Genomic DNA, 24,050 nt, shown 5'->3' with positions numbered 1-24,050 from the left:
CGCTACCTATCCTTTGGCATGGTTCTGGCGTCTGCGGAGACAACGACCACAAGGAAACAGGGACCTTCGCCATGATCTTCCGCAACAAAGCCGTTCTGGGGACCGTCGCGCTGCTGGCATCGCTGGCCGCGACCCCGGTGCTGGCGCAGGGCACGCTCCGTATCGGCATGACGGCCTCGGACATCCCGCTCACCACCGGCCAGACCGACCAGGGCGGCGAGGGCATGCGGTTCATGGGCTATACGGTCTATGACGGCCTCATCAACTGGGACCTGTCGTCGGCCGACAAGGCCTCGGTGCTGGTGCCCGGCCTCGCCACGTCCTGGAAGGTCGACGAGGCCGATCCGACCCGCTGGACCTTCACCCTGCGCGAAGGCGTGAAGTTCCACGACGGCAGCGAGTTCAAGGCCGACGCCGTCGTCTGGAACCTGGAAAAGCTGCTGAACGACAAGTCCCCGCAGTTCGACCCGAAGCAGGCCGCGCAGGGCCGCTCGCGCATTCCCGCCGTCGCCTCCTACAAGGTGATCGACGACAGGACGGTCGAGGTCCGGACCAAGACGCCCGATGCCTTCCTGCCCTACCAGATTTCCTGGGTCATGATGTCGAGCCCGGCGCAGTGGGAGAAGGTCGGCAAGGACTGGAACAAGTTCGCGCAGACGCCGTCGGGCACCGGCCCGTGGACGGTGACGGCCTTCCAGCCGCAGACCCGCGCCGAGCTGTCGCCGAACAAGGAGTACTGGGACAAGGCCCGGATCCCGAAGCTCGACAAGATGGTCCTGCTGCCGATCCCCGAGCCCGCGACCCGCACGGCGGCGCTGCGGTCGGGCCAGGTCGACTGGATCGAGGCGCCCTCGCCCGACGCCGTGCCGAGCCTGGAGAAGGCCGGGTTCAAGATCATCAGCAACGCCTATCCGCACAACTGGACCTGGCACCTCTCCTTCGCCGACGGCTCGCCGTGGAAGGACATCCGCGTGCGCAAGGCGGCCAACCTCGCCGTCGACCGCGAGGGGCTGAAGGTGCTGCTGAAAGGCATGATGATTCCGGCCAAGGGCTTCCTCACGCCGGGCAGCCAGTGGTTCGGCAATCCGAGCTTCGACGTGAAGTACGATCCGGAAGCGGCGAAGAAGCTGCTGGCCGAAGCGGGCTTCAGCAAGGCCAAGCCGGTGACTGCCAAGGTGCTGATCTCGAGTTCGGGGTCGGGCCAGATGCTGCCGCTGCCGATGAACGAGTACATCCAGCAGAACCTCGCCGACGTCGGAATCAAGATCGAGTTCGAGGTCGCCGAGTGGAACACGCTGATCAACCTGTGGCGGGCCGGTGCGAAGTCCGATCTCGCCAAGGGCGCCAGTGCGCTGAACTTCAGCTACTTCATCCAGGACCCGTTCACCGCCTTCATCCGCCATCTCGATTCGAAGCTGGTGGCGCCCAACGGCACCAACTGGGGCTTCTACCAGGACCCCGGCATGGACGCGCTGCTGGAGAAGGCGCGCACGACCTTCGATTCGAAGGCGCAGGACGAGGCGCTGAAGAAGGTGCACGAGAAGATCGTCGACGACGCGCTGTTCCTGTTCGTGACCCACGACGTGGCGCCGCGCGCCCTGTCGCCCAAGGTGACGGGCTTCGTGCAGGCCCAGAACTGGTTCCAGGACTTCTCGCCGATCACGATGAAGTAGGAACGCGGGACTCCACGAGCATCTCGCAACACTTGGCCTCATCCTGAGGAGGTCGCGCAGCGACCGTCTCGAAGGATGGGCACAGGCGCGGTGCTCGTGCCGACCCTTCGAGACGCACCGCTACGCGGTGCTCCTCAGGGTGAGGCTTATTTGTTCAGGCGGCCTTATGCCCTCACCCGGTCCCACCAGTCGCGGGTGCGGTACCAGGCGCCGACGAAGGGCAGCACCCATTCGGGATTGCCGTTGTAGAAGGGCACGGTCGGGAAATCCTGGCCGTCGAAGGCGTTGACCGGCGCGTTCGAGCCGCCGGCGATCTTCCGCGCGGTCTGGTAGCCGAGATAGGACATCATCGCGACGCCCGAGCCGTTGCACGCCATCAGGTAGTGCATGCCCTGCTCCACGCCCATGTGCGGCAGGAAGTCGAAAGCGAAGGCAACGTTGCCGGTCCAGGCGTGGGTCACCTTCACGCCCTTGAGCTGCGGCCAGCGCTCCAGCATGTAGCCATGCAGCACCGGCGCGCTGACTTCCGGCGTCACCTGGGTGAAGCGGGCGCGGCCGCCGAAGATCACACGCTTGTTGTCCGGCGATTGCCGGTAGTAGCAGAGCACCCGCTTGGTGTCGGAGACGACGCGGTTCTTCGGGATCAGGCTCTGCACCAGATCCTCGGGCAGCTCCTCGGTGGCGATGATGTGGCTGGCCACGGGCACCAGCTTGCGGCGCAGGGTCGGCGTCAGTTCGGTCGTGTAGCCATTGGTGGCGATCACCACCTCGCGCGCCTCGATCGGGCCCTTGCTGGTCAGCACGCGGAAGCCGCCGCCCGACTTGCGCTCGATCTTTTCCGCGTCGCAGTTGGCGCAGAGCCGGGCGCCGGCACGATGCGCCGCCTTCAGCAGGCCGCCATAGTAGAGTGCGGGATGGAGCTGGCCGGTGCGTTCCACGACCATGCCGCCATAGTAATAGTCCGACGCGATCTCCTCGCGCTGGCGCTCGCGCGGGACCATGTAGGTGCCAAGCGCCGCCTTCTCGTTGTAGGTCGCGACCTTGGCCTGCTGCTCGGCGAAATGGCGCGGTGTGTAGGCGCCGCTGAAGCGGCCGTTCATGCGCCAGTAGCACTCGATGCCCTCGCGCTGGATCACGGTCTCGACCTGCGTGAGCGAATCGGCAGCGTCGCTCAGCATGCGCGCCATCACCTTCTTCCAGGCCTCCGGGTCGCCACCGACGCCCTTGCCGGAGAAGCCCTTGCCCATGGTCGTGCCGCCGCTGACGCCGCCGCCGTTGCGCGTCGAGGCGCCGACACCGAAATCGCCGCGCTCCAGCACGGTCACCTCGACGCCCGAGCGCCCCAGTTCCAGCGCCGTCGACAGGCCGCCATAGCCCGCGCCCACCACCAGCACGTCGGTCTTGAGCGGCGGGTCCTGGCTCAGCTCGTTGGAGGGATGCCACCATTCCCACCACCAGGGCGTCGCCTTGAAATCCTTGTGGAAGACGCTGTCAGCCATCACCAGCTCCTTGGCCCATCCTTCGAGACGCGGTCCTTTGGACCGCTCCTCAGGATGAGGGTTTCACTACACTTCCACCTCACCCTGAGGAGGCCGCTTCGCGGCCGTCTCGAAGGGTCGGCAACGTCGTCATCTCGCACTATCCTTAAGGCCGCGGCCGAAGCGGCCGATCAGCACCAGCACGACGGAGACCAGCAGGATCTGCATCACCGAGACGGCAGCGATGGTCGGGTCGATCTCCATCAGGATGTTGTCGAACATCTTCTTCGGGAGCGTCATGTTCGCGCCGGCCAGGAACAGCGCGACGACGACCTCGTCGAACGAGGAGATGAAGGCCAGCAACCCGGCCGAGACGAGGCTGGGCCGCAGCAGCGGCAGGGTGACCCGAGAGAGCGTGCGCCAGCGGCTGGCGCCCAGCCCCTCGGCGGCCTGCTCCAGCGAGCGGTCGAAATCGCGCAGGCCGGCCACGATCACCAGCACCACGAAGGGCAGCGCCAGCACCGTATGGGCGATGACGAGTCCGTACCAGGTGCCGATCAGCTTCAGCTTGGCGAACAGGCCGTAGACCGCGACCGAGAGGATGATGGTCGGCACGATGACCGGCGCCAGCGCGAGCCGGTCGATCAGGACGCGGCCGAAGAAGCGCCCGCGCACCAGCGCGAAGGCCAGCGGCACGCCCAGTGCCAGGGCGAAGATCGCCGTTGCCGCGCCGATATAGAGCGAGCGCCAGGTGGCGTCGATCCATTGCGGATCGTCGAGGTAGCGCTCGTACCACTGCCAGGAAAGACCGGGCGGCGGGAACTGCATGTACGGTGCCGACGACAGCGAGATCGGGAAGACAACCAGCAGCGGCAGCATCAGGAAGAAGTAGATGAGGCCGCAGGCTATGACGAGCAGGCGCCGGCTGGGAGGAGTCCTCATCGCGCGGCCTCCGCCTCGCTCCGCGTGAAGCGCTGCGCCATCGCATAGACGGCGAAGGTGAAGACCAGCAGCACCGCGGAGAGGGCCGCCGCGAACGGCCAGTTCAGCGCCTCGCGCACCTGCTGCTCGATCAGGACCGCGATCATCATCACGCGACCGCCGCCCAGCAGCGCCGGGGTGATGAAGAAGCCGAGCGACAGCACGAAGACGAGGACGGAGCCGGCAAAGATGCCGTTGAGGGTGAGCGGCAGGTAGATGCGGCGGAAGATCGCGAAGCTCGACGCGCCGAGGCCGGCCGCGGCGGCCGGAATGGCCGGATCGACCTTGCGCACCGCGCCGTAGATCGGCAGCACCATGTAGGGCAGCAGCACGTGCACCATACCGATCAGAACGCCGGTGAAATTGTGCAGCATTGGGATCGGATCGGTGGTGATCCCGGCCTCCATCAGCGTGCGGTTGAACACGCCGTTGCGCCCCAGCAGCACCATCCAGGCATAGGTGCGCACCAGCACCGAGGTCCAGAGCGGCAGCAGGACGAAGATGAAGCCCACCGTCGCCCAGAAGGGCGTGGTCGTGGCCATCAGGAAGCCCAGCGGATAGCCCAGCAGCAGGCAGAAGAAGGTGACCAGCAGCGCGATCTCGAACGTGTTCCAGAAGACGCGCAGGTAGAGCTGCTCGCCCAGCGCCTTGGCGTACCAGTCGAGCGTCCCACCTTCGAGGCTGAACCCCAGCATGCGCACGACCGGGAACAGGAAGAACACGAACAGCAGGATCAGTGCCGGCAGCGCGGGGAGGAAGCCGCGGCCAGTCACGACATACCCCTCATCCTGAGGAGGCGCGCAGCGCCGTCTCGAAGGATGGGAATGAGCACCGTCCCTGCGGCCCATCCTGCGAGACGCATCGCTGCGCGATGCTCCTCAGAATGAGGTCGTAGGGGCTCGCGCTCAGAACACATGGATCGACTCGGGCTCGATGCCGACCGTCACGCGGGCACCGGCGGCGGGCAGCGCGCCGCGGGCAGGCTGGCGCACCAGCAGTTCCGGGCCGCCCTCGCAGGCCAGCCGCAGCTTGAACGACGTGCCGAGATAAACCGATTCGATCACCTCGCCGCTGAAGGCGTTGGCACCCGACGGCGCGAATCGCTCGGGGCGCATCAGCACGCCGACCTTCGCGCCCGCGGGCTTGTCGCTCCTCACCTGCAGCGCGCGGCCGCCGTCCAGGACCACCATGCCGGGCGCGCTCATCGTGCCGTGGAAGATGTTGCTCTCGCCCACGAAGTCGGCGACGAAATCGTTGGCCGGCCGCTCGTAGATCTCGGTCGTGGTCGCGATCTGCTGGATCGTGCCCCTGTTCATCACCGCGATGCGGTCGGACAGGACCAGCGCCTCTTCCTGGTCATGGGTGATGAAGATGGTGGTGAGCCCGAGGCGGCGCTGCAGGCGGCGCACTTCGAGCTGCATCGTCTCGCGCAGCTTGCGGTCGAGCGCGCCGAACGGCTCGTCGAGCAGCAGGAGCCGCGGGTTGAAGACGATGGCACGCGCCAGCGCCACGCGCTGCTGCTGGCCGCCTGACAATTGCCGCGGCAGCCGTGCCTCGTAGCCCTTCAGCTCGACCATCGCCAGGGCCTCGGCGACACGGCGCTCGATCTCGGGCTTCGCGACGTTCCGCATCTCCAGCGGAAACGCGACGTTGGCCGCGACGCTGAGATGGGGAAACAGCGCGTAGTTCTGGAACACCATGCCGATGTCCCGCTTCGCGGGCGGCAACGCGGTGATCTCGACACCGCCCACCGTCACGCGGCCGGCGTCGGGCGTCTCGAAACCCGCGACGACCTTGAGCAGCGTGGTTTTCCCGGAACCGCTGGGACCCAGGATGGTGAGCAGCTCGCCCTGGGCCACCTGCAGCGAGACGTGATCCAGTGCGACCACATCCCCGAAACGCTTTCCGACACCCTCGATGAGGAGGTCGGCCGATCCGCTTGCACTCAAGGGATATCAGCCCTTCTTCAGCATCCAGGCGTTCCACAGTTCGGCGGCCTTGGTGCCGTTCTCGGCATACCACTCGTCGCTGATCCAGAACTGCTGGTCGAGATAGGCGGTCGGCAGGAACGGCTTCACCTTCGGATCGACGAAGTTCAGCGATTCGAGATTGAGGCCGGGATAGCCGAGTTCCGAGGCGTAGACCGCCTGCTGCTGCGGGATGGCGAGTTCGGCCAGCATCTTGTTGGCCCAATAGGGGCTCTTGGCGCCCCGCGGGATGGCGAAGCTGCCCTGCTTCAGCGCACCTTCACTCCACTCGATACCGACCGGCGCCCCCTTCTTGATGATGTCGTAGAAGCGGCCGTTCCAACCGGTCGCCAGCACGACCTCCTTGTCGAGCAGGAGCTGGGCCGGCTGCTGGCCGGTCGACCACCAGACGGTGATGTGCGGCTTGATCTGGTCGAGCTTCTTGAAGGCGCGGTCGAAGTCGATCGGATAGAGCTTGTCCTTCGGCACGCCGTCGGCGATCAGCGCGAATTCGAGGTTGTCGGTCGGATGGTTGCGCATCGAGCGCGCGCCCGGGAACTTCTTCACGTCCCACCAGTCGGCCCAGCTCTTGGGCTGGCTGCCGTTCTTGAAGACGTCGTTCCGGAATCCCATGATCGTCGTGTAGACCGACGAGGCGAAGACATAGGGATTCTGCGCCGTCGCCGGATACTTGGAGCGGTCGACCACCTTGGTGTCGATCTTCTCCAGCAGGTTGGCCTTGCCGGCACGGATCGCGTCCTGGCCGCCGATCTCGGTGAGATCCCATTCGACGTTGCCGGAATCGACCATGGCACGCAGCTTGCCGAAGTCGACCGGGCTCGTCTCGACCACCTTGATCCCATACTTCTTCTCGAAGCCGTTGAAGAAGGCCTTGCGCATGGCGGTACCCATCGACCCGCCGGAATGGTTGACCACGAGCTGCGCGGGCTTGGGCGGTTCGGCCTGGGCGAAGGCGGAGCCGGTGGCGCCGACGGCGGCGGCACCTCCCAGCAGCGAAAGAGCGTGGCGGCGGTGCAGGCGCTTCATGTCCATGGCGGTCCCCTCGGAAATCCCCACGGAGACTGTAGAAGTGAGTTTCACGCGGAGCAACAACCAAGCCCATAACCTTCTGGAATGACCAGAAGGGGCGAATGAATTTCTCCCGCAATGCAGGAGGCGTCTAACGTTGCCACAACGAGATAACGGCGGGGGCCTGCGATGATGAACCGATTGAAGGCACTGATCTGCGGCGCGATTCTCGCGTGCACGGGCGCGGGGGCCGCGACGGCCCAGGAACTCACCATGGCGGTGTGGGGTGGCGGCGGCGCCAACACCTGGCGCGAGGCCTTCATCAAGCAGTTCGCTCCCGGAAACGGCTCGACCATCAAGATGGTCGAGGTGCCTAATCCGGCCGGCGCGCTGCGTTCCCCGGCAGCCGCCAACCAGTACAGCCTGGCGCTGGTCACCTACTTCGAGGCGATCGCGCTCTCCAATGCCGGCCTGATCGAGAGCTTCGACGACAAGCAGCTGCCGGGCATCGCCGACGTCGATCCGAAGTACCTTACGAAGGACAAGGCCGGGCGCCATGTCGGCCTGCCGGTCTACTTCACCTACTACGGCATCGCCTACAACACCGACCTCGCCAAGGCCGAGGACTTGGCCTCGTGGCAGGGCCTCGCCGACCCGAAGTGGAAGGGCAAGCTGTCGCTGACCCGGCCGACCTATCTCGCGCCCTACGACGCGGTGATCATGGCCAAGGCGATGGGCGGCAGCGAGAAGGACATCGATCCCGGCTTCAAGCTGCTCGAGAAGATCGTGCCCAACGTGCTGGCGACTTACACTTCGCTTGCCCACATGAACACGCTGCTGACGCGCGGCGAGGTGGCGGCCGTGCCGTTCTACGCCTCGCGCGTCTGGGCGCTGCGCCGCCAGGGCGCCGCCAACGTGGGCATCGTGATCCCGAAGGAAGGCGCGCTGATGCTGCCCTACGTGGTGGTGGTCCCGAAGGGCGCCAAGAACCTGGACAAGTCGCTGGTCTGGATGAACTACATCGCCGGCGCCGAGCCGCAGCTGCGCGCCGCGCTGCTCGACGGATGGCTGCCGATGAATTCGAAGGTCAAGCTGCCCGAGGACCTGCAGAAGACGCTGGGCCAACCCTACGAGCAGATCGTGAAGTCGCTCTATTCGCCCGATTGGCGGATCATCGTCGAGCACAACGAAGCCCGCGTCGACCGGGCCGAGAAGCTGCTGTCCGGCGTCAAGCAGTGAGCCGAGGCACGATCTCGATCGCGGGGGTCGGCAAGGAGTTCGGCGCCGCGACGGTGCTCGACGCGGTCGATCTCACGATCGCCGGCGGCAGCTTCGTCACCCTGCTCGGCCCCTCGGGCTGCGGGAAGACGACGCTGCTGCGCCTGATCGCCGGGTTCCTCGAGCCGAGCCGCGGCACCATCGCCATAGACGGCGTGCCCATGCAGGGCGTGCCGCCGCGCCTGCGCCCGCTCGGCATGGTGTTCCAGAACCTCGCCCTGTTCCCTCATCTCGACGTGTTCGAGAACGTGGCCTACGGCATGCGGATCCGCGGCATGGCGGCGGCGGAGATCTCTGGCCGCGTCTCGAGGTTCCTGACCCTCGTCGGTCTCGCGGGCTTCGAGCGGCGCCGCATCGGCCAGCTCTCCGGCGGCCAGAAGCAGCGGGTGGCGCTGGCGCGATCGCTCGCGCTCGAACCCGCCATCCTGCTGCTCGACGAGCCGCTGAGCGCGCTCGACCTGCAGCTGCGCCGCCAGCTCCAGGTCGAGTTGAAGTCGATTCAGCGCCAGCTCGCCACCACCTTCGTGTTCGTCACCCACGACCAGGAGGAGGCGACCATGCTCTCCGACACGATCGTCGTGATGAACGGCGGCCACGTGCAGCAGGTCGGCACGCCCGGCGAGATCTATCGCCGCCCTGCCTCGCCCTTCGTCGCGCGCTTCGTGGGCGACATCAACATGCTGGACGGCCGCATCGAGGCGGTCGACGCCGGGTCGGTTGCCGTGTCCGTCGCCGGCCGGCGCATCGCCGTGCCGCGCGCCTCGGTCGTCGGGAACGCCTCGACCGGAGGCACCTGCCAGCTCGCCTGCCGGCCCGAATCGGTCCGCCTCGGCGAGGCACAGGCCGACGCGCTGTCGATCGAGGCCCGTGTATCGGCGCTGCATCGCCTCGGGCCCACCGTGAAGGCCGTGCTCGACACGCCGCTGGGGCCGCTCACCGCCCTGATGATGGCCGACCAGCCCCGGGTGGCGGAACTGGCCGAAGGAAAGACCGAGCGTCTCTCGGTGCCGTCCGACACATTCACCCTCTTCGCCTCAACCTGAAAGATCCGTCATGCCCGCTCAGGATTTCGCCGGCCGCACCGTCGCAGACCACGTAGAAGCCTTCACGTCCGGCAGGGTCGCCGCGCGAGACATCGTCGAGGGGCTGCTGGAACGCACCAGGAAGGCCGAGCCGTTCAATCCGATCGCGACGCTCGACGCCGAGGGTGCCCGCGCCGCCGCCGATGCGCTCGACGAGCGCCGCAAGAAGGGCGGATCCTTCGGCGCGCTGGCCGGCGTGCCCGTCTCGGCCAAGGACCTGATCCTCACCAAGGGACTGCGCACCGCGTTCGCCTCGGTCACCATGAAGGACAACGTGCCGACAATGGACGCCGAGGCCATCGCCCAGTGGCGCGCCGCCGACGCCGTGCTGTTCGCCAAGACGACGACGCCGGAGTTCGGGCACAAGGTGCTGACCGACAGCCCCTTGCACGGCATCACGCGCAATCCCTGGAACCGCGAGCATACGAGCGGCGGGTCGAGCGGCGGCGCGGCCGTGTCGGTGGCGTTGGGCCTCGGTCCGATCGCCATGTCGACCGACGGCGCGGGCTCGGGCCGGATCCCGGCCGCCTGCTGTGGCGTCTACGGGCTGAAGGCGACCCTGGGGCGCGTGCCGCACGAAGTGCCGCCGGACCAGTTCGGCCAGCTCACCTATCTCGGCGTCATGGCGCGCCATCCGGCCGATCTCGGCGCCGGACTCGCCTCGATGTCGCGCAGCCATCCCAACGATCCCTGGACGCTCGCGATCGGCCGCGAGCCCTTCGCGTGGCCCGATAAGTCGGGCGGACATCCCATCGCCGGCAAGCGCATCACCGTGATCCGCCGCATGACCGGCGGCTATCTCGATCCCGACACCGAGGCGCGTCTCGACGCGGCGCTCGCTTTCCTCGACAGGCAGGGAGCGAAGATCAAGGAGTTGGACGGAAGCGAGATCGACTGGAAGCTCGACGTGGCGCGCATCATCCTGCGTGCCAACCAGATCGAACGCTTCGCCGACATCCTGAAGAACCGGCGCGGCGACCTCGACCCGTCCTTCGCCCGGACACTGGACGAAGGCAATGCCATCGACGTGGTGCAGCTGCGCCGCGCGCTGGTCGATCGCACCACCGCCTTCAAGTCCGTGCAGGGCCTGTTCGCCGACTGCGACCTGCTGCTCACGCCCACCGTCGCCACGCCGGCGCCGCCCGCCACCCAGAACCAGTTCGAGCCGCTGGTGGTCGACGGCAAGCCGCTCGGCGACCTGCGCGCTGCCTGGTACACCTACACGATCCCCTTCAACATGACGGGCCATCCGGCGATCTCGATCCCGTTCGGCCGCTCGAAGGCGGGCCTCCCCATCGGCATCCATTTCGTGGCGCCGTGGTACGCCGAAGGCCACCTGATCAGGCTGGCCCAGGCGTTCGACGCGGAGACCGGCGCGTCGGCCGAGTTCCCGCCGGGCTTCGCAGCCGGCACCTGAGATGCGCGGCGCCACCTCCACTCCGCGAAGCCTCGGCTGGCTGTTGCTCCCGGCGCTGCTGGTGCTCGCGCTGTTCCTTGGCTCGGTGGCGCTGCTCTTCTTCCATGCCTTCTGGGGCAAGGACGGTTTCTCGCTGATCTATTTCCGGCAGATCCTCGACCGCGCGGACTACCACGAGGTCTTCCTCCGCACCGTGTCGATCGCGGCCATCGTTTCGGTCGCCGCCGCCATCCTGGCCTATCCGATCGCCTGGCTGCTGTGGCGGCTGCCGCGCTGGCGCAACCTCCTGCTGGTGATCGTCCTGGTGCCGTGGCTGGTCAGCCTGGTCGTGCGCACCTACGGCTGGCTGGTGATCCTGGGGCCCAAGGGCTTCCTCAACGAAACGCTGAAATGGGCCGGCGTGATCCAGTCGCCCGTGCCGCTGATCTTCAACGATCTCGGCGTGGTGATCGGCCTCACCCACGTGTTGATGCCCTTCGCCGTCATCTCCACGCTGTCGGTGCTGCTGCAGATCGACCACCGGCTGGAGGAAGCCAGCGAATCGCTGGGTGCCGGTGGCTTCGACACCTGGCGCCGCGTCGTGCTGCCGCTGTCGCTGCCCGGCGTCTTCACCGGCCTCAGCATCACCTTCCTCACCTCGATGGGCGCCATCGTGACGCCGATCCTGCTGGGCGGGGTGCGCCAGAAGATGGCCGGCACGCAGATCTACCAAGAGGTCGTCTACAACTTCAACATGAGCAAGGCGTCGGCCTGGGCGATCTGCCTGCTGCTGCTGAGCGCCCTCGGCCTCGCGCTGCTGCGCGCCGCCGAAGCCGCCCTCGTGCCGAAGGCCGACCGATGAACGCGCCCCTGATCAGGCTCGGCCGCGCAGGCTCCTTCGCGCTGCTGCTCTTCCTGCCGCTGCCCATCGTGGTGATCGGCGCGACCTCGTTCGCGGCCGCCGGCTATCTCCGCTTCCCGCCAGGCGAACTCAGCCTGCGCTGGTATGCCGAGGCCGCCACCGATCCGCGCTGGATCGAGGCCTTCGCGACCAGCCTCGCGATCGCCGCGGTGGTCGCCGTGCTGGTCACCGCCATCGCCTTCGCCGGCGCCTATGCCTGCCACCGGCTGCGGCCGCGGTGGCTGCCGGCCTTCGAACTGGCCATCATGTCGCCCCTGTTCTTTCCGCACGCGGCGCTCGGCGTGGCGCTGGTGAACGTGCTCGCCATGGCGGGCTATCTCGGCACGGCGACGGGCATCGTGATCGCCCACGTCGTCTGCACGCTTCCCTTCGCGTGGCGGCCGATCGTCGTGGCCCTGCAGCGGATCGACGGCGAGATCGTCGAGGCGGCCTCGCTGCTGGGCGCCGACGAACGTCGTATCGCGCTCGGCATCGCCCTGCCGCTGGCGCGCTCCGGCCTCGTCACTGCGCTGCTCTTCTCCTTCATCATCTCGTTCGACGAAGTGACGGTGACGATGTTCCTCACCGGCCCGCAGGTCACGACCCTGCCGGTCCAGATCTATGCCTTCATCCAGGAGAACGCCTCGCCGGTGCTGGCGGCGATCTCGACCGCGACCGTCGTCGTCACCCTGCTGGTGGTGATGCTGCTGGAGCGGCTGATCGGCCTCGAATTCTTCGTGGCCCATGATCCGGCGTAACGTTCGACAATCATCCGCCTCCCCATTCAAATGGGGAGGTGTCGGCGTCTCGCGGCTTGTAACCAAGCCGCTCAGCCGACGGAGGGGTCAGGGTGGCCGGTGGTACGTCGGCGCTCTCGGACATTGCAAGCAATGTCCTGTCGCTCATTGGGCCGAGCCTTGCTCAGCCCTACCAACCCTTCGCCTTGAGATGCGCCTTCACCGCATCGAGGAAGGCGTCGGCCAGCCGGGAGGGCTTGCGGTAGCGCGGGCGCATGGCGCGAAACAGGTAGCGGATACGCGGCTCGAACGGCACCACGGCGATACCCTCGCTGAGGAAGTCGCGCGCGGTGAAGGGCTCGACGATCGACACGCCGAGCCCCCGCGCCGCCAGCGCACAGGCATCGGCCGAGGAATAGACGTCGATCTGCAGCTTGCGCTCGATCCGCTCCTGCTCGAAGGCCGCATCGATGAGATGCCGCATGCGGCCGTCGAGCGGAAACGACAGGAAGCGCTCGCCGCGCAGGTCGGCCGGGCGGATCACCTTGCGGCGGGCCAGACGATGGTCGCGCGGCAGCACGCAGACGGCGGTCGCCCGACTCAACTCCTCCGTGACCATCGAGGGATGCTCGAACGGCATCATCGAGAAGCCGAGGTCGATCTGCTGGTCGACCATCTTCTGGTTGATGTAGGTCGAGCTGCGGACATGGAAGACGATATGCGCCTTGGAGTGGCGCTTCATGAAGCCCGCCATGACGTCAGGCAGCACGCTGCGCCCAAGCGCCGGCGTCGAGTAGATCAGCAGGTCGCCGACCTGGCGTTCGCGGATCTCGCGCGCGACCTCGGTGACCCGCTCGAGACTGTGATAGAGCCGCGTCACCTCCTGCTCCAGAAGCCGCGCTTCGCTGGTCGGCGCCAGCCGGCGCTTGATGCGCGTGAACAGCGGGTAGCCGATCTCGTGCTCCAGCCCCGCCAGGATCTTGCTCACCGCGGGCTGCGAGACGCCCAGCCGCTCGGCGGCGGCCGTCACCGTGCCGTGAGCCATGATGGCGCGAAAGGCTTCGAGCTGGCGCGACGTGATCATCATAACCTCGGGGACTTAACCACCCCGGACAATGACTTTGACCGTGTCGCCCCTCAAGCCGTAACTCAGTCCTGTCAACGTTTTGTGTGCGAGCCTCTTCATGCCTGCGGTTAACCAGTCGATCTTCGCCACTGACTTCAAGGACCAGCCCTACTGGTGGGAGGCGTTCCGTCCGCAGGCCATCACCGCCCCGTCGCTGCCGGCCCGCACCGACGTCGTGGTGGTCGGCGGCGGCTATGCGGGGCTGGCGACGGCCCGCGCGCTGGCCGACGGCGGCGTCCAGAGCGTCGTGCTCGAGGCCGACGAGTTCGGCTCGGGCGCCTCGACGCGCAGCGGCGGCGCGCTGAGCGCCGGCCTGTCGATCGGCAAGAGCTTCACCGGCCGCACGCTCGACTATTCGCCCGACCTGGTGCGCGACGTCGTGGGTTGGGCGATCGACGCCTATCGCGCGCTGATCGATCTGGTCGAACAGGAGAAGATCGACTGCCATCTGGAGCAGCGCGGCCGCTTCCTCGGCGCCTGCGCGGCCTCGCACTACGAGGGGCTGCGGACGCGTTTCGCCAAGCTGCGCGACGGCGGCGCCACCGACTGCCGCCTGATCACCCGCGAGGAGCAACGCGAGGAGATCGGCAGCGACTTCTATCACGGCGGCATGGTGTTCGAGACCGCGGGCAAGCTGCACCCGGCCCTGTTCTACGGCGGCCTGCTGGCGGCGGTGCGCCGGCGCAATTCGATCACGCTGGCCGGCCATTGCCGCGCCACCGGCCTCGCGCGCGACGGCGAGGGCTGGCGGGTCAGCACCAGCCAGGGCGAGGTACGTGCCCGCCATGTCGTCGTCGCCACCAACGGCTATACGTCCGGCGTCACGCCGCGCCTGCAGAAGCGGCTCGTGCCGATCGCCAGCCACATCATCGCGACCGAGGAACTGCCACCCGAGCTGATCAAGGAGCTTTGCCCCAAGGGCCGCACCTTCTCCGAGACGCGGCGCGTGCTGCACTACTACCGGATATCGCCCGACGGCAAGCGCGTGATCTTCGGCGGCCGCGCCCGCTTTACTGAAATCCCCGGAGAGTTGCGTGCCCAGCTCCTGCACCAGTCGCTGGTCGAGCGTTTCCCGCAACTGCGGGACACCAAGGTCACGCACACCTGGCAAGGCAACGTCGCCTTCACCTACGACGCGCTGCCGCATGCCGGCGAGCTCGACGGGCTGCACTTCGTGGTCGGCTGCAACGGCTCGGGCGTGTCGATGATGCCGTTCCTCGGCAACGCGATGGGCCAATCGATCGCCGGCCGCCTGCATGGCAAGGTGCCCTTCGCCGAAACCGAGCTGCCCGCCATTCCGCTCTATTCCGGCAAGCCCTGGTTCCTGCCGGTGATCGGCGGCGCCTTCCGCACCCTCGACTACATCGACGAGAAGATCAGATGAGCGCCGCCTTCTTCTCCGCCACCTATGGCGAGGCCCGCCAACGCTTCCTCGAAGCGGCCACCCGGGCTGGTGCCGCGGTCGGGCACCATGTCCATCCGCTGACGGGCGCGGCGGGAGAAGAGATCGGCACCGACACCGCGCTGCTGGGACCCGCCGACGCGGGCAAGCTTTTCATCGTCAGCTCCGGCACGCACGGTCCGGAGGGCTTCTCCGGCTCGGCCTGCCAGCTCGCCCTGCTGAACGACGAACTGGCCCGCCGCGCCGCCGATCGCGGCATCGCCCTGCTGCTGATCCATGCGGTCAATCCGTTCGGCTTCTCGCACCTGAAGCGGACCAACGAGGACAACATCGACCTCAACCGCAACTTCAACGACTTCGCGACGCCCTATCCCGACAATCCGGTCTACGAGCAGATCCACGACCTGCTGGTGCCCGCGGCCTGGCCGCCTTCCGCCGATAACGAGGAGCGTTTGAACGCGGCGATGGCGCGGCTCGCCGGCCAGCGCAACCCCGGCGTTTCCAGCGGCCAGGACAAGCATCCCGACGGGCTCTTCTACTGCGGGACGGCGCCTGCCTGGAGCAACCGCACGATCCGCTCGATCCTGCGCGCCCACGGCACGACGCGACGCCACATCGCCTGGATCGACGTCCATACCGGCCTCGGCCCCTACGGCCACGGCGAGAAGATCTTCGGTCGCCATTCCGAGGAGACGACCCGGCGTGCCAAAGCCTGGTGGGGCAGCGACCTGATCGTCAGCACCGCGACCGAATCGGTTTCGCCGCGGACGGTCGGCCACATCACCGGCTGCGCGCCGGAAGAATGTCCCGACGCGGCGATCACGCCGACGACACTGGAATACGGCACGGTGCCCAATCCCGTCGTGCGGCGCGCATTGCGCGGCGAAGCCTGGCTGGCCGGCCACCCCGATGCGCCCGCGACGCTGGTGCGCGAGATCCGGCAGGCGGTGCGCGATGCCTTCTACGTCGATGCCGACGACTGGAAGGGCATGATCCTCGGCCAGTTCCGCAGCCAGGCGCTGCAGACGATCAACGGCCTCGCGGCCGAAGAATGAACAAGGAGACGCCCATGAAGTTTCGACATCTGCTTGCGGCTGCCGCCGCATTCGCGTTCGCGACGCCCGCGGTGGCTCAATCGACTCTCAAGATCGTCATGCATTCGGATCTCAAGATCCTCGATCCGGTCTGGGCATCGGCACAGATCAGCCGCACCCACGGCTATCTCGTCTACGACACGCTGTTCGGCCTCGACGGCGATCTGAAGCCGCAGCCTCAGATGGTGGGCAACTGGACCGTCGATGCGGCAGGACTGGTCTATGCCTTCACCCTGCGGGACGGTCTGAAGTGGCATGACGGTGCGCCGGTCACGGCGGAGGATTGCGTCGCCTCGCTGAAGCGCTGGGGCAGCCGCGATCCGGTCGGCCTCAAGCTGATGGCGAACGTCAAGGAGCTGAGCGCCCCCGACGCCAGGACGATCCGCCTCGAACTCGCGCGGCCCTACGGGCTGGTGATCGATTCGCTGGCCAAGCCGGCCGGCATCGTGCCGTTCATGATGCCCAAGCGCGTCGCCGAGGCGCCGGCCACGCAGCAGATCAAGGACCCGACCGGCTCCGGCCCTTTCATGTTCAAGGCCGACGAGTGGCGGCCCGGCGATCGCGTCGTCTATGTGAAGAATCCCGGCTACGTGCCGCGCGCCGAGCCGCCCGCCAACTTTGCGGGCGGCAAGGTGGCGAAGGTCGATCGGGTGGAGTGGGTCTCCATCGCCGATCCGCAGACCGCGGTGAACGCGCTGGAGAACGGCGAGGTCGATGCGCTCGAATCGGTGGCGCATGACCTGCTGCCGCTGGTCGAGAAGAGGAAGGGCATTGCGGTCCAGCGCGGCGCCTACGCCAGCCAGTACGCGCTGCGGCCCAACTGGCTCCATCCGCCGTTCAACGATCCCCGGATGCGGCTGGCGCTCGGCTATGCCATCGACCAGAAGGGCTTCCTCGACGCCGCCGTCGGCGACCCGCACTTCTGGCGCTTCTGCAAGACCTACTACGGCTGCGGCACGCCGCTCGCGTCGGACAAGGGCACCGCGGGACTGCTCGAAGGCAATGTCGAGAAGGCCAGGGCGCTGATCAAGGAGGCAGGCTACGACGGACGGCCGATCGTGCTGCTGCAGGTGACCGACCTCGCCTCCCTGGCCAATCTCGGCCCCGTCGCCAAGGCGCAGCTGGAACGGGTCGGCTTCAAGGTCGACATGCGGCCGGCCGACTGGCAGACGCACCTCGCGCGCGTCATGCGCAAGGAGCCGCCGGAGGACCGCGGCTGGAACGTCACTCTGTCGAGCACCGGCGTCATCGACGTCGTCAACCCGATCACATCGCTGTTCCTGAATTCCGCCTGCGACAAGGCCTCGGCCGGATGGTCGTGCGACGAGCGGATCGAGGCGATGCGCGAGGCCTACGCGCTGGAGCCGGACGCGGCGAAGCGCAAGGCCATCGCCGAGGAAATCCAGGAACGCGCGCTGCAGCTCGGCACGCACTATCCGCTCGGCGAATGGTACAGCGCCTCGGCCGTCAGCGGCCGAACCAGGGGCTGGATCCGCCCACCCTCGACGACCGCCTTCTGGAACGTCGAGATCGCGAAGCGATAGATGATGAAGACGAAGTAGCGACCTCACCCAGAGGAGCGCTCCGCAAGGAGCGCGTCTCGAAGGGTGGGCACGAGTACCTCGTTCGTTGCCCATCCTTCGAGACGCCGTGCTGCGCACGGCTCCTCAGGATGAGGCTGGCTGAATCGACGCCCGCTACTTCTTCTGGGCGCCCGGCAGGAAGTCATCGAGCGGCACGCCGAAGCTGTTCAGCGCCCACGAGACGAGATTGTACTGGCCGACCGTGAAGACGGCATCCATCAGCTGCTCGGTCGAATAGGTCTTCGAGAGCGTGGCCCAGGTCGCGTCGGAGGCGACCGAATTCTCGAACAGATCGTCGGCGAGCTGCATCAGCGCCGCCTCGTGCTCGTTCCAGCCCTTCGCCTTGGGGCCTTCCTTTAGGTTGGCGATGTCGGCGTCGCTGACGCCGCCCCGCTTGGCGATCAGCTCGTGCTGCGCGAACTCGTATTCCGCCTGATTGAGCCAGCCGATGCGCAGGATCAGAAGCTCGCGATCGCGAAACGGCAGCGTCTGCTTCGAGAGGATGTGGCCCGCGAACGGCGTCCACCGCTTGGTCAGCGCGGGATGATTGGCCAGGACCTTGAAGATGTTGAAAACCTGGCCGTTCATGGCGTTCTTCTCGATCGCCTCGCGATCCTCGGGCTTCATGGTCGAGAGATCCCGCATCGGGATACGCTGCTTGCGCTTGATCACTGGTTTCCTCCTTGTCGGTCCTGAGTGGACTAACGTCCCCTCAGGCGACCGACAAGGCGAAAGACATTACTTCGCAGCCGGGTTTTCGCGCGGCGGCTGGAGCCTGGCGGCGGCAAGGCGCGCCTGGCCCGGTGTGCTGAACTGATGGCCTTCGAGTTCGAAGAACGGACGCGTGAAGGCATGAAAGCGGAAGGCGTTGCCTTCCTTGAGGACGACACCGGCGGGCTGTCCCCAGATTTCGACGACGAAGGGTTCGGGCATGGCGCGGTCTCCTTCAGGCTGAACGAACGGCGACCCAGTGATGGGCGTGGCTGAGATGGGAGCGGCATGAGGAGATGACAATGACCCGAAGGCTTGAACCGCGAACGGTCACAGCAGACGCCCCGCGTACGGCATGAATATGGCGACAGCCTCTTTCATCGCTGGTGTTGCGCTCATCGTTGCTGAACAATGACACTTGCATGTCACGTCCTCTCACCCGCTCCCGGCTGATCGGCCTCGCTGGCGCCGGCCTGATTGTCGCGACACGCAGCGCCGCCCAACCCGGAGCCCGCATGCATCAGCGCAGGATCCCCGCCTCGGGAGAGATGTTGCCCGTGGTCGGCGTCGGCACCTGGCGCACCTTCGATGTCGGCGGCAAGCCCGAGGATCGCGCGCCGCTTGCAGAAGTACTGCGTCGCCTGTTCGAGGCGGGCGGCTCGGTGATCGACACATCGCCGATGTACGGATCGGCGGAGGCAGTCGTCGGTGACCTGCTGGCCGCTGCGAACACGCGCGACAAGGCCTTCATCGCCACCAAGGTCTGGACCACCGGCCGGGACAACGGCATCGCCCAGATGCGCGCATCGATGCGGCTGCTGAAGACCGACCGTATCGACCTGATGCAGATCCATAATCTCGTCGACTGGCGGGCCCACCTGCCCACCCTGCGGGCCTGGAAGGCAGAGGGCCGCATCCGCTATCTCGGCATCACCCACTACACACAGAGCGCCCACGACGAACTGGAGAGCGTGATGCGGGCGGAGAAGTGGGACTTCGTCCAGATCAACTACGCGCTCGACGATCGCGCGGTCGAACGAAGGCTGCTGCCGCTCGCCGCCGAGCGCGGCATCGCGGTGATCGTGAACCAGCCCTTCGGCGGCGGCGGGCTCTTGCGCAAGCTCTCCGGCCGCAAGCTGCCGGACTGGGCCGGCGAGATCGGCACCACGAGCTGGGCGCAGATCCTGCTGAAGTTCGTGCTGGCCAACCCCGCCGTGACCTGTGTGATCCCCGGCACCAGCAAGCCCGAGCACATGACGGACAATCTGCAGGCGGGGTTCGGGGCCTATCCGGATGCTGCGATGCTCAAGCGCATGATAAGCGAGATTTCTGTCTAGAGCGGAATGAGCCCTCCGCCCCTGCGGGGCACCTCCCCCCTTTGAACGGGGAGGCGTCGTCGTCTTACGACGATGCAGGGGTCAGAGGCTCAGCGGCAGTTCCGCTTCGATCCACGCCGTCGCCGAGGCATGCCTCGGCTGCCAGCCCAGCTCGCTGCGGGTGCGCTTGCCCCGCACGCGGCTGTTGGAGCCGAAGGTATAGGCCGCACTGTTTGCGCCGAGCTCCTTTGCCGCCTCGGCGAACGGCCAGACCTGCGGCGCGCCGAGCTTCAGGCGGCGCGCGATCGCAACGCAGATGTCGCGATAGGAGGCCTCACCGTTCTCCGCGAAATAGAACGCGCCCGCCGGCGCCCGGGTGAGCGCCAGACGGTAGATATCGGCCACGTCCTCGACATGGACATTCGACCAGATGTTCAGCCCCTCGCCGACATGGCGCACCACGCCCGAGGACCTGGCCCGCTTCGCGAGGCCGGGGATCTGGGCGCTGTCACGCGCCAGGCCGAGGCCGTTGCCGTAGATCATGGTGGGACACACCACGACCGAACGCACGCCGCGCGCGCTCGCGCCGCGAACCAGCCGGTCGATCTCGACCCGCGCCTTCTTGCCCGGCACCGGATCGAGCGGCGTGTCCTCGTCGTAGATCTTCTCCGGCGCGACATCACCGCGGGCATCGTCGGCCACGATGCTGGAACCGCTGGTATGGAGGAACGGCTTGTTCGAGCCGGCCAGTCCTTCGAGGAAGGCTTCCACGGCGCCGCGATGATCGCTGTTGGCCGTATTGATCACCGCATCGGCGCGTCTTGCCTCGGCGGTGAGGAGCGCCGCATCGTCGAGACCGCCGATCAGCGGCTCGACACCGAAATCCGCCAGCTTCCGCGCTTTTTCCTCGTCGCGCACGAGGCCACGCAGTTTGTGGCCGTCATCCAGGAGGCGGCGCGCGATGGTGCCGCCGATGTAGCCGGTGGCGCCGGTCATGAAGATATCCATGGTCATGCCTCCTAGAGAGCCAGCGTCATCTGCGGCGGCACCCGGCGCTCCTCGCGCTGGTGCAGGTTATGGAGCGAGACGCCGAGCAGGCGCACCTTCTTCTCCAGCGGGAAGATCGTGCGCACCAGTTCGCGCGCGGTGCGCTCCAGCACCTCGCGGCTATCGACGCTTTCCTCGAGCGTGCGGCTGCGCGTCACGATCCGGAAGTCGGCATACTTGATCTTCACCGTCACGGTCCGACCGAGGATGCCGGTGCGCTCGCAATAGGCCCAGACGTCCCCGAGCACGGAAGCGACGCCCTCCTCCACCGCCGCCGGCCGGTCGAGATCCTCCATGAAGGTCGTCTCCGAACCGACCGACTTGCGTGGCCGGTTGGGCACGACGCGCCGTTCGTCATGGCCGCGCGCGATGGCGTAGTAATAGGTGCCGGACCGGCCGAAATACTGTTCGAGGAACTCCAGCGGCTGGGCCTTCAGGTCGGCGCCGGTATGGATGCCGAGCCGGTTCATCTTCTCAGCCGTCTTCGGGCCCACGCCGTGGAAGCGGCCGACGGGCAGGCCCTCGACGAAGGCGGGGCCCTTCTCGGGCGGGATCACGGTCTGGCCATCGGGCTTGCGATGATCGGAGGCGAGCTTGGCCAGGAACTTGTTGTAGGAGATGCCGGCCGAGGCGGTGAGGCCGGTGCGCTCCAGGATCCGGGCGCGGATCTCGCGCGCGATCTCCGACGCGAGCGGCATGCCCTTGAGATTGGTCGTGACGTCGAGATAGGCTTCGTCGAGCGACAGCGGCTCCACCAGCGGCGTGTAGTCGAGGAAGATCTCGCGGATCTGGCGCGAGACCTCCTTGTAGACGTCGAAGCGGGGCTTCACGAAGATCAGCTCCGGGCACAGCCGCTTCGCCGTGACCGACGGCATGGCCGAGCGCACGCCGAACTTGCGCGCCTCGTAGCTCGCGGCCATCACGACGCCGCGCTGCCGCCCGCCGACTGCGACCGGCTGGCCGCGCAGCGCCGGGTCGTCGCGCTGCTCCACGGACGCGTAGAACGCGTCCATGTCGACATGGATGATCTTGCGGACCTCGGTCTCCGCCATGGGTTCAGTATAGGCGCCCGCAGGAATGATGCTGTATTTTGCGAATGACACTCGTTTGCATTTTGGCTAGTCTGCGGCCATGCCCGACATCACCCATGTGCGCGAGCCTCGGCTGCTCGCCCTCGACCAGCTGCTGGGCCGGCGCTCGGTCGGCCCGCTGCAGGACCCCGCGCCGGAAGGCACCGATCTCGACCTGATCCTCGACGCCGGCCTGCGCGCGCCCGATCACGGGCGGCTGAGGCCTTGGCGCTTCGTCGTCATCCGCGGCGATGCCCGCCTCGCCTTCGGCGACAAGCTCGGCGAAGCCGCCGCCGCGCGCGACCCGGCGAACGCCGCGGCGCTGGCCGAGCGATACCGGGCCTGGGTCCGGCGCACGCCGATGCTGATCGCCGTCGGCGCGGTCGTCAGGCCGGGCAACATTCCCGAGATCGAGCAGGTCCTCTCGGCCGGCGCGGCGGCGATGAACATGCTGAACGCGCTGCACATGCTGGGCTATGGCGGCATGTGGGTGACGGGGCCGAACACCTATGACGCCACCGTGAACAGGCTGCTGGGTTTCGAGGCCCCATCGCGCCTCGTGGGCTTTCTCACCGCCGGCACACCCGTCACCTCGACCGCTCCCGTGCCGGCGCGTCCCGACCGCGCCGCGCACGTCGCGGAATGGAGGGCCGAGCAGAGCTTGGCCCCCTGAGCGTCAGGACACCGCTTGCGATGTCCGGGAGCGCCGCAGCATGAACGACCAAATCGCGTGCCGAGAGGCGCGCTACTTGCCGGCGGCGTCGAGGGCCTGCGCGAGGTCGGCGAGGATGTCGTCGATATGCTCGATGCCGATCGACAGGCGCACGTAGCCGTCGGACACGCCGGTCTTGAGCTGCTCCTCGGCGGTGAGCTGCGAGTGCGTGGTCGAGGCGGGATGGATCGCCAGGCTGCGGGCATCGCCGATGTTGGCGACGTGATAGAGCAGCTTCAGCGAATCGATGAAGCGGCGGCCGGCCTCTCGGCCCGCCGCCAGCTCGAACCCGACCAGCCCGCCGTAGCCACCCTTGAGATAGGCGTCGGCGCGGCGGCGGGTCTCGCCTTTCTGCTGCGACGGATGGATGACCTTCGCGACCTCGGGCCGCTTGGCCAGGAAGTCGGCGACGGCCTGCGCGTTCTTCACATGGCGTTCCATGCGCAGCGTCACCGTCTCGATACCCTGCAGGATCAGGAAGGCGTTGAACGGCGACAGGGCCGAGCCCAGATCGCGCAGCAGCGTCGTGCGCGCCTTGATGATGTAGGCCACCGGACCGATTGGCTTCACCGCCTCGACCCAGATCGCGCCGTGGTAGCTCGGATCCGGCGTGTTCAGCGCCGGCTGGCGCTTCGGATGGGCCGCCCAGTCGAACGTGCCGCCGTCGACGATCAGACCGGCGATCGAGGTGCCGTGGCCACCGAGATACTTGGTGCCGGAATAGACGACGACAGCCGCACCGTGATCGAGCGGCCGCGTCAGGATCGGCGCGGCGGTATTGTCGATGATCAGCGGAATGCCGAGCGGCCGGCCGATGTCGGCGACCTCCTTGATCGGGAAGACCGCGAGCTTCGGGTTGGGCAGCGTCTCGGCGTAGTAGGCACGCGTGCGGTCGTCGGTGGCGCGGGCGAAGGCCTGCGGATCGGACGGATCGACGAAGCGCACTTCGATGCCCTGGTCCTTCAGCGTGTGCGCGAACAGGTTCCAGGTGCCGCCGTAGAGGTCGGTCGAGCTCACGATGTTGTCGCCTGCCTTGGCGATGTTCTGGATCGCGAAGGCCGACGCCGCCTGGCCCGAACTCACGGCCAGCGCGGCTGCACCGCCTTCGAGCGCGGCGATACGCTGCTCCAGCACGTCGACGGTCGGATTGCCGAGGCGGGTGTAGATGTTGCCGAGTTCCTTCAGCGCGAACAGGTTCGACGCGTGCTCGGTGTCGCGGAACTGGTACGAGGTCGTCTGGTGGATCGGCACCGCGACGGAGCCGGTCGTGGCATCGGCGCGCCAGCCGGCGTGCAGCGACAGGGTTTCGGGATGGCGGGAATTTGTCATGACGGGCCTCGCGGTTGCGACGAGGCGCCAAACTCGTGGCATTGCCCGCCGCAGTCAAAGGGAATGGCTGCCGATGGCCGACAGGTGGGCAAAAAGTCCGCCCTGCGGGCCGCGACGGGAGGAGAAAATTCTTCTCCC

General features: G+C 67.3%; 22 protein-coding genes. 11 read left to right on the top strand and 11 right to left on the bottom strand.

Going from position 1 to position 24,050, the window contains the following annotated elements; all coding sequences use genetic code 11:
• Positions 1 to 71 precede the first annotated feature (71 nt).
• Positions 72 to 1,673: an ABC transporter substrate-binding protein gene (locus tag LJ725_RS14775; RefSeq protein ID WP_230551412.1), complete on the top strand. Its 1,602-nt coding sequence runs from the start codon at positions 72 to 74 to the stop codon at positions 1,671 to 1,673.
• 164 nt (positions 1,674 to 1,837) lie between these two features.
• On the opposite strand, the gene LJ725_RS14770 is transcribed toward LJ725_RS14775, so the two are convergent.
• The 5 genes from LJ725_RS14770 to LJ725_RS14750 form a co-directional block, all read right to left on the bottom strand.
• Entirely contained in the window at positions 1,838 to 3,172 is a 1,335-nt protein-coding gene (locus LJ725_RS14770; RefSeq protein ID WP_230551411.1) for an NAD(P)/FAD-dependent oxidoreductase, read from the bottom strand.
• A gap of 129 nt (positions 3,173 to 3,301) precedes the next feature.
• Positions 3,302 to 4,093: an ABC transporter permease gene (locus LJ725_RS14765; protein ID WP_230551410.1), complete on the bottom strand. Its 792-nt coding sequence runs from the start codon at positions 4,091 to 4,093 to the stop codon at positions 3,302 to 3,304.
• Positions 4,090 to 4,905 (bottom strand): ABC transporter permease, encoded by an 816-nt coding sequence (locus LJ725_RS14760; protein ID WP_230551409.1) that lies wholly within the window; start codon positions 4,903 to 4,905, stop codon positions 4,090 to 4,092. Before LJ725_RS14760 ends, LJ725_RS14765 begins: the two co-directional genes overlap by 4 nt.
• Positions 4,906 to 5,037: 132 nt before the next feature.
• Positions 5,038 to 6,081, bottom strand: a complete 1,044-nt coding sequence (locus tag LJ725_RS14755; protein ID WP_230551408.1) for an ABC transporter ATP-binding protein — start codon at positions 6,079 to 6,081, stop codon at positions 5,038 to 5,040.
• 6 nt (positions 6,082 to 6,087) lie between these two features.
• Positions 6,088 to 7,152 carry an ABC transporter substrate-binding protein gene (locus LJ725_RS14750; protein WP_230551407.1) on the bottom strand — a complete coding sequence of 355 codons (1,065 nt, stop codon included), beginning with the start codon at positions 7,150 to 7,152 and terminating at the stop codon, positions 6,088 to 6,090.
• A 165-nt stretch (positions 7,153 to 7,317) separates the two neighbouring features.
• Here LJ725_RS14750 and LJ725_RS14745 point away from each other — a divergent pair, with 165 nt between their 5' ends.
• The 5 genes from LJ725_RS14745 to LJ725_RS14725 are packed head-to-tail and all read left to right on the top strand — an operon-like array spanning position 7,318 to position 12,543.
• Complete coding sequence (locus tag LJ725_RS14745; RefSeq protein ID WP_230551406.1) at positions 7,318 to 8,367, top strand: extracellular solute-binding protein; 1,050 nt, start codon at positions 7,318 to 7,320, stop codon at positions 8,365 to 8,367.
• The gene (locus tag LJ725_RS14740) at positions 8,364 to 9,449 is read left to right on the top strand and encodes an ABC transporter ATP-binding protein (protein WP_230551405.1); all 1,086 of its coding nucleotides are present in this window, start codon (positions 8,364 to 8,366) and stop codon (positions 9,447 to 9,449) included. Before LJ725_RS14745 ends, LJ725_RS14740 begins: the two co-directional genes overlap by 4 nt.
• A 10-nt stretch (positions 9,450 to 9,459) precedes the next feature.
• Entirely contained in the window at positions 9,460 to 10,905 is a 1,446-nt protein-coding gene (locus tag LJ725_RS14735) for an amidase (protein ID WP_230551404.1), read from the top strand.
• A 1-nt stretch (position 10,906) separates the two neighbouring features.
• Positions 10,907 to 11,746, top strand: coding sequence for an ABC transporter permease (locus LJ725_RS14730; RefSeq protein ID WP_230551403.1), 840 nt, complete (start codon positions 10,907 to 10,909; stop codon positions 11,744 to 11,746).
• Positions 11,743 to 12,543, top strand: coding sequence for an ABC transporter permease (locus LJ725_RS14725; RefSeq protein WP_230551402.1), 801 nt, complete (start codon positions 11,743 to 11,745; stop codon positions 12,541 to 12,543). The genes LJ725_RS14730 and LJ725_RS14725 overlap by 4 nt, the downstream gene beginning before the upstream one ends.
• Positions 12,544 to 12,712: 169 nt before the next feature.
• Here the strand turns inward: LJ725_RS14725 and LJ725_RS14720 are convergent, their stop codons facing one another.
• Positions 12,713 to 13,606 (bottom strand): LysR substrate-binding domain-containing protein, encoded by an 894-nt coding sequence (locus tag LJ725_RS14720; protein ID WP_230551401.1) that lies wholly within the window; start codon positions 13,604 to 13,606, stop codon positions 12,713 to 12,715.
• A 100-nt stretch (positions 13,607 to 13,706) separates the two neighbouring features.
• Here LJ725_RS14720 and LJ725_RS14715 point away from each other — a divergent pair, with 100 nt between their 5' ends.
• Genes LJ725_RS14715 through LJ725_RS14705 form a run of 3 tightly spaced genes read left to right on the top strand, consistent with a single transcriptional unit; the run spans position 13,707 to position 17,688 of the window.
• The gene (locus LJ725_RS14715; protein WP_230551400.1) at positions 13,707 to 15,032 is read left to right on the top strand and encodes an NAD(P)/FAD-dependent oxidoreductase; all 1,326 of its coding nucleotides are present in this window, start codon (positions 13,707 to 13,709) and stop codon (positions 15,030 to 15,032) included.
• On the top strand, positions 15,029 to 16,105 hold the full coding sequence (locus LJ725_RS14710) for a M14 family metallopeptidase (protein WP_230551399.1): 1,077 nt from the start codon (positions 15,029 to 15,031) through the stop codon (positions 16,103 to 16,105). Before LJ725_RS14715 ends, LJ725_RS14710 begins: the two co-directional genes overlap by 4 nt.
• A 14-nt stretch (positions 16,106 to 16,119) precedes the next feature.
• Positions 16,120 to 17,688 carry an ABC transporter substrate-binding protein gene (locus LJ725_RS14705; protein ID WP_230551398.1) on the top strand — a complete coding sequence of 523 codons (1,569 nt, stop codon included), beginning with the start codon at positions 16,120 to 16,122 and terminating at the stop codon, positions 17,686 to 17,688.
• 153 nt (positions 17,689 to 17,841) lie between these two features.
• On the opposite strand, the gene LJ725_RS14700 is transcribed toward LJ725_RS14705, so the two are convergent.
• A complete protein-coding gene (locus LJ725_RS14700) occupies positions 17,842 to 18,399 on the bottom strand; it encodes a carboxymuconolactone decarboxylase family protein (RefSeq protein ID WP_230551397.1) in 558 nt (185 codons plus the stop codon).
• Between the two features lie 66 nt (positions 18,400 to 18,465).
• Positions 18,466 to 18,660, bottom strand: coding sequence for a hypothetical protein (locus LJ725_RS14695; RefSeq protein ID WP_230551396.1), 195 nt, complete (start codon positions 18,658 to 18,660; stop codon positions 18,466 to 18,468).
• Positions 18,661 to 18,860: 200 nt separating this feature from the next.
• Here LJ725_RS14695 and LJ725_RS14690 point away from each other — a divergent pair, with 200 nt between their 5' ends.
• Positions 18,861 to 19,775, top strand: a complete 915-nt coding sequence (locus tag LJ725_RS14690) for an aldo/keto reductase (protein ID WP_230551395.1) — start codon at positions 18,861 to 18,863, stop codon at positions 19,773 to 19,775.
• A gap of 81 nt (positions 19,776 to 19,856) precedes the next feature.
• Here the strand turns inward: LJ725_RS14690 and LJ725_RS14685 are convergent, their stop codons facing one another.
• The gene (locus tag LJ725_RS14685) at positions 19,857 to 20,762 is read right to left on the bottom strand and encodes an NAD-dependent epimerase/dehydratase family protein (protein WP_230551394.1); all 906 of its coding nucleotides are present in this window, start codon (positions 20,760 to 20,762) and stop codon (positions 19,857 to 19,859) included.
• Positions 20,763 to 20,773: 11 nt separating this feature from the next.
• Complete coding sequence (gene dinB, locus LJ725_RS14680; protein ID WP_230551703.1) at positions 20,774 to 21,853, bottom strand: DNA polymerase IV; 1,080 nt, start codon at positions 21,851 to 21,853, stop codon at positions 20,774 to 20,776.
• Between the two features lie 79 nt (positions 21,854 to 21,932).
• On the opposite strand from dinB, the gene LJ725_RS14675 reads away from it, so the two are divergent.
• Positions 21,933 to 22,544 carry a nitroreductase family protein gene (locus tag LJ725_RS14675; protein WP_230551393.1) on the top strand — a complete coding sequence of 204 codons (612 nt, stop codon included), beginning with the start codon at positions 21,933 to 21,935 and terminating at the stop codon, positions 22,542 to 22,544.
• A gap of 72 nt (positions 22,545 to 22,616) precedes the next feature.
• Here the strand turns inward: LJ725_RS14675 and LJ725_RS14670 are convergent, their stop codons facing one another.
• Entirely contained in the window at positions 22,617 to 23,912 is a 1,296-nt protein-coding gene (locus tag LJ725_RS14670; protein WP_230551392.1) for an O-acetylhomoserine aminocarboxypropyltransferase/cysteine synthase family protein, read from the bottom strand.
• Positions 23,913 to 24,050 lie beyond the last annotated feature (138 nt).

Source organism: Reyranella aquatilis (genome assembly GCF_020880995.1).
Classification (GTDB): Bacteria; Pseudomonadota; Alphaproteobacteria; order Reyranellales; family Reyranellaceae; genus Reyranella; species Reyranella aquatilis.
Note: the sequence above shows the minus strand (reverse complement) of the source record. Positions and strands in the feature narration are given on the sequence as shown.

Coding starts and splice junctions, on each gene's coding strand:
- dinB (WP_230551703.1), bottom strand. CDS start 21,853: ATGGCGGAGACCGAGGTCCGCAAGATCATCCATGTCGACATGGACGCG.
- LJ725_RS14770 (WP_230551411.1), bottom strand. CDS start 3,172: ATGGCTGACAGCGTCTTCCACAAGGATTTCAAGGCGACGCCCTGGTGG.
- LJ725_RS14695 (WP_230551396.1), bottom strand. CDS start 18,660: ATGCCCGAACCCTTCGTCGTCGAAATCTGGGGACAGCCCGCCGGTGTC.
- LJ725_RS14720 (WP_230551401.1), bottom strand. CDS start 13,606: ATGATCACGTCGCGCCAGCTCGAAGCCTTTCGCGCCATCATGGCTCAC.
- LJ725_RS14725 (WP_230551402.1), top strand. CDS start 11,743: ATGAACGCGCCCCTGATCAGGCTCGGCCGCGCAGGCTCCTTCGCGCTG.
- LJ725_RS14750 (WP_230551407.1), bottom strand. CDS start 7,152: ATGGACATGAAGCGCCTGCACCGCCGCCACGCTCTTTCGCTGCTGGGA.
- LJ725_RS14735 (WP_230551404.1), top strand. CDS start 9,460: ATGCCCGCTCAGGATTTCGCCGGCCGCACCGTCGCAGACCACGTAGAA.
- LJ725_RS14690 (WP_230551395.1), top strand. CDS start 18,861: ATGTCACGTCCTCTCACCCGCTCCCGGCTGATCGGCCTCGCTGGCGCC.
- LJ725_RS14715 (WP_230551400.1), top strand. CDS start 13,707: ATGCCTGCGGTTAACCAGTCGATCTTCGCCACTGACTTCAAGGACCAG.
- LJ725_RS14675 (WP_230551393.1), top strand. CDS start 21,933: ATGCCCGACATCACCCATGTGCGCGAGCCTCGGCTGCTCGCCCTCGAC.
- LJ725_RS14705 (WP_230551398.1), top strand. CDS start 16,120: ATGAAGTTTCGACATCTGCTTGCGGCTGCCGCCGCATTCGCGTTCGCG.
- LJ725_RS14710 (WP_230551399.1), top strand. CDS start 15,029: ATGAGCGCCGCCTTCTTCTCCGCCACCTATGGCGAGGCCCGCCAACGC.
- LJ725_RS14670 (WP_230551392.1), bottom strand. CDS start 23,912: ATGACAAATTCCCGCCATCCCGAAACCCTGTCGCTGCACGCCGGCTGG.
- LJ725_RS14775 (WP_230551412.1), top strand. CDS start 72: ATGATCTTCCGCAACAAAGCCGTTCTGGGGACCGTCGCGCTGCTGGCA.
- LJ725_RS14730 (WP_230551403.1), top strand. CDS start 10,907: ATGCGCGGCGCCACCTCCACTCCGCGAAGCCTCGGCTGGCTGTTGCTC.
- LJ725_RS14765 (WP_230551410.1), bottom strand. CDS start 4,093: ATGAGGACTCCTCCCAGCCGGCGCCTGCTCGTCATAGCCTGCGGCCTC.
- LJ725_RS14685 (WP_230551394.1), bottom strand. CDS start 20,762: ATGGATATCTTCATGACCGGCGCCACCGGCTACATCGGCGGCACCATC.
- LJ725_RS14745 (WP_230551406.1), top strand. CDS start 7,318: ATGATGAACCGATTGAAGGCACTGATCTGCGGCGCGATTCTCGCGTGC.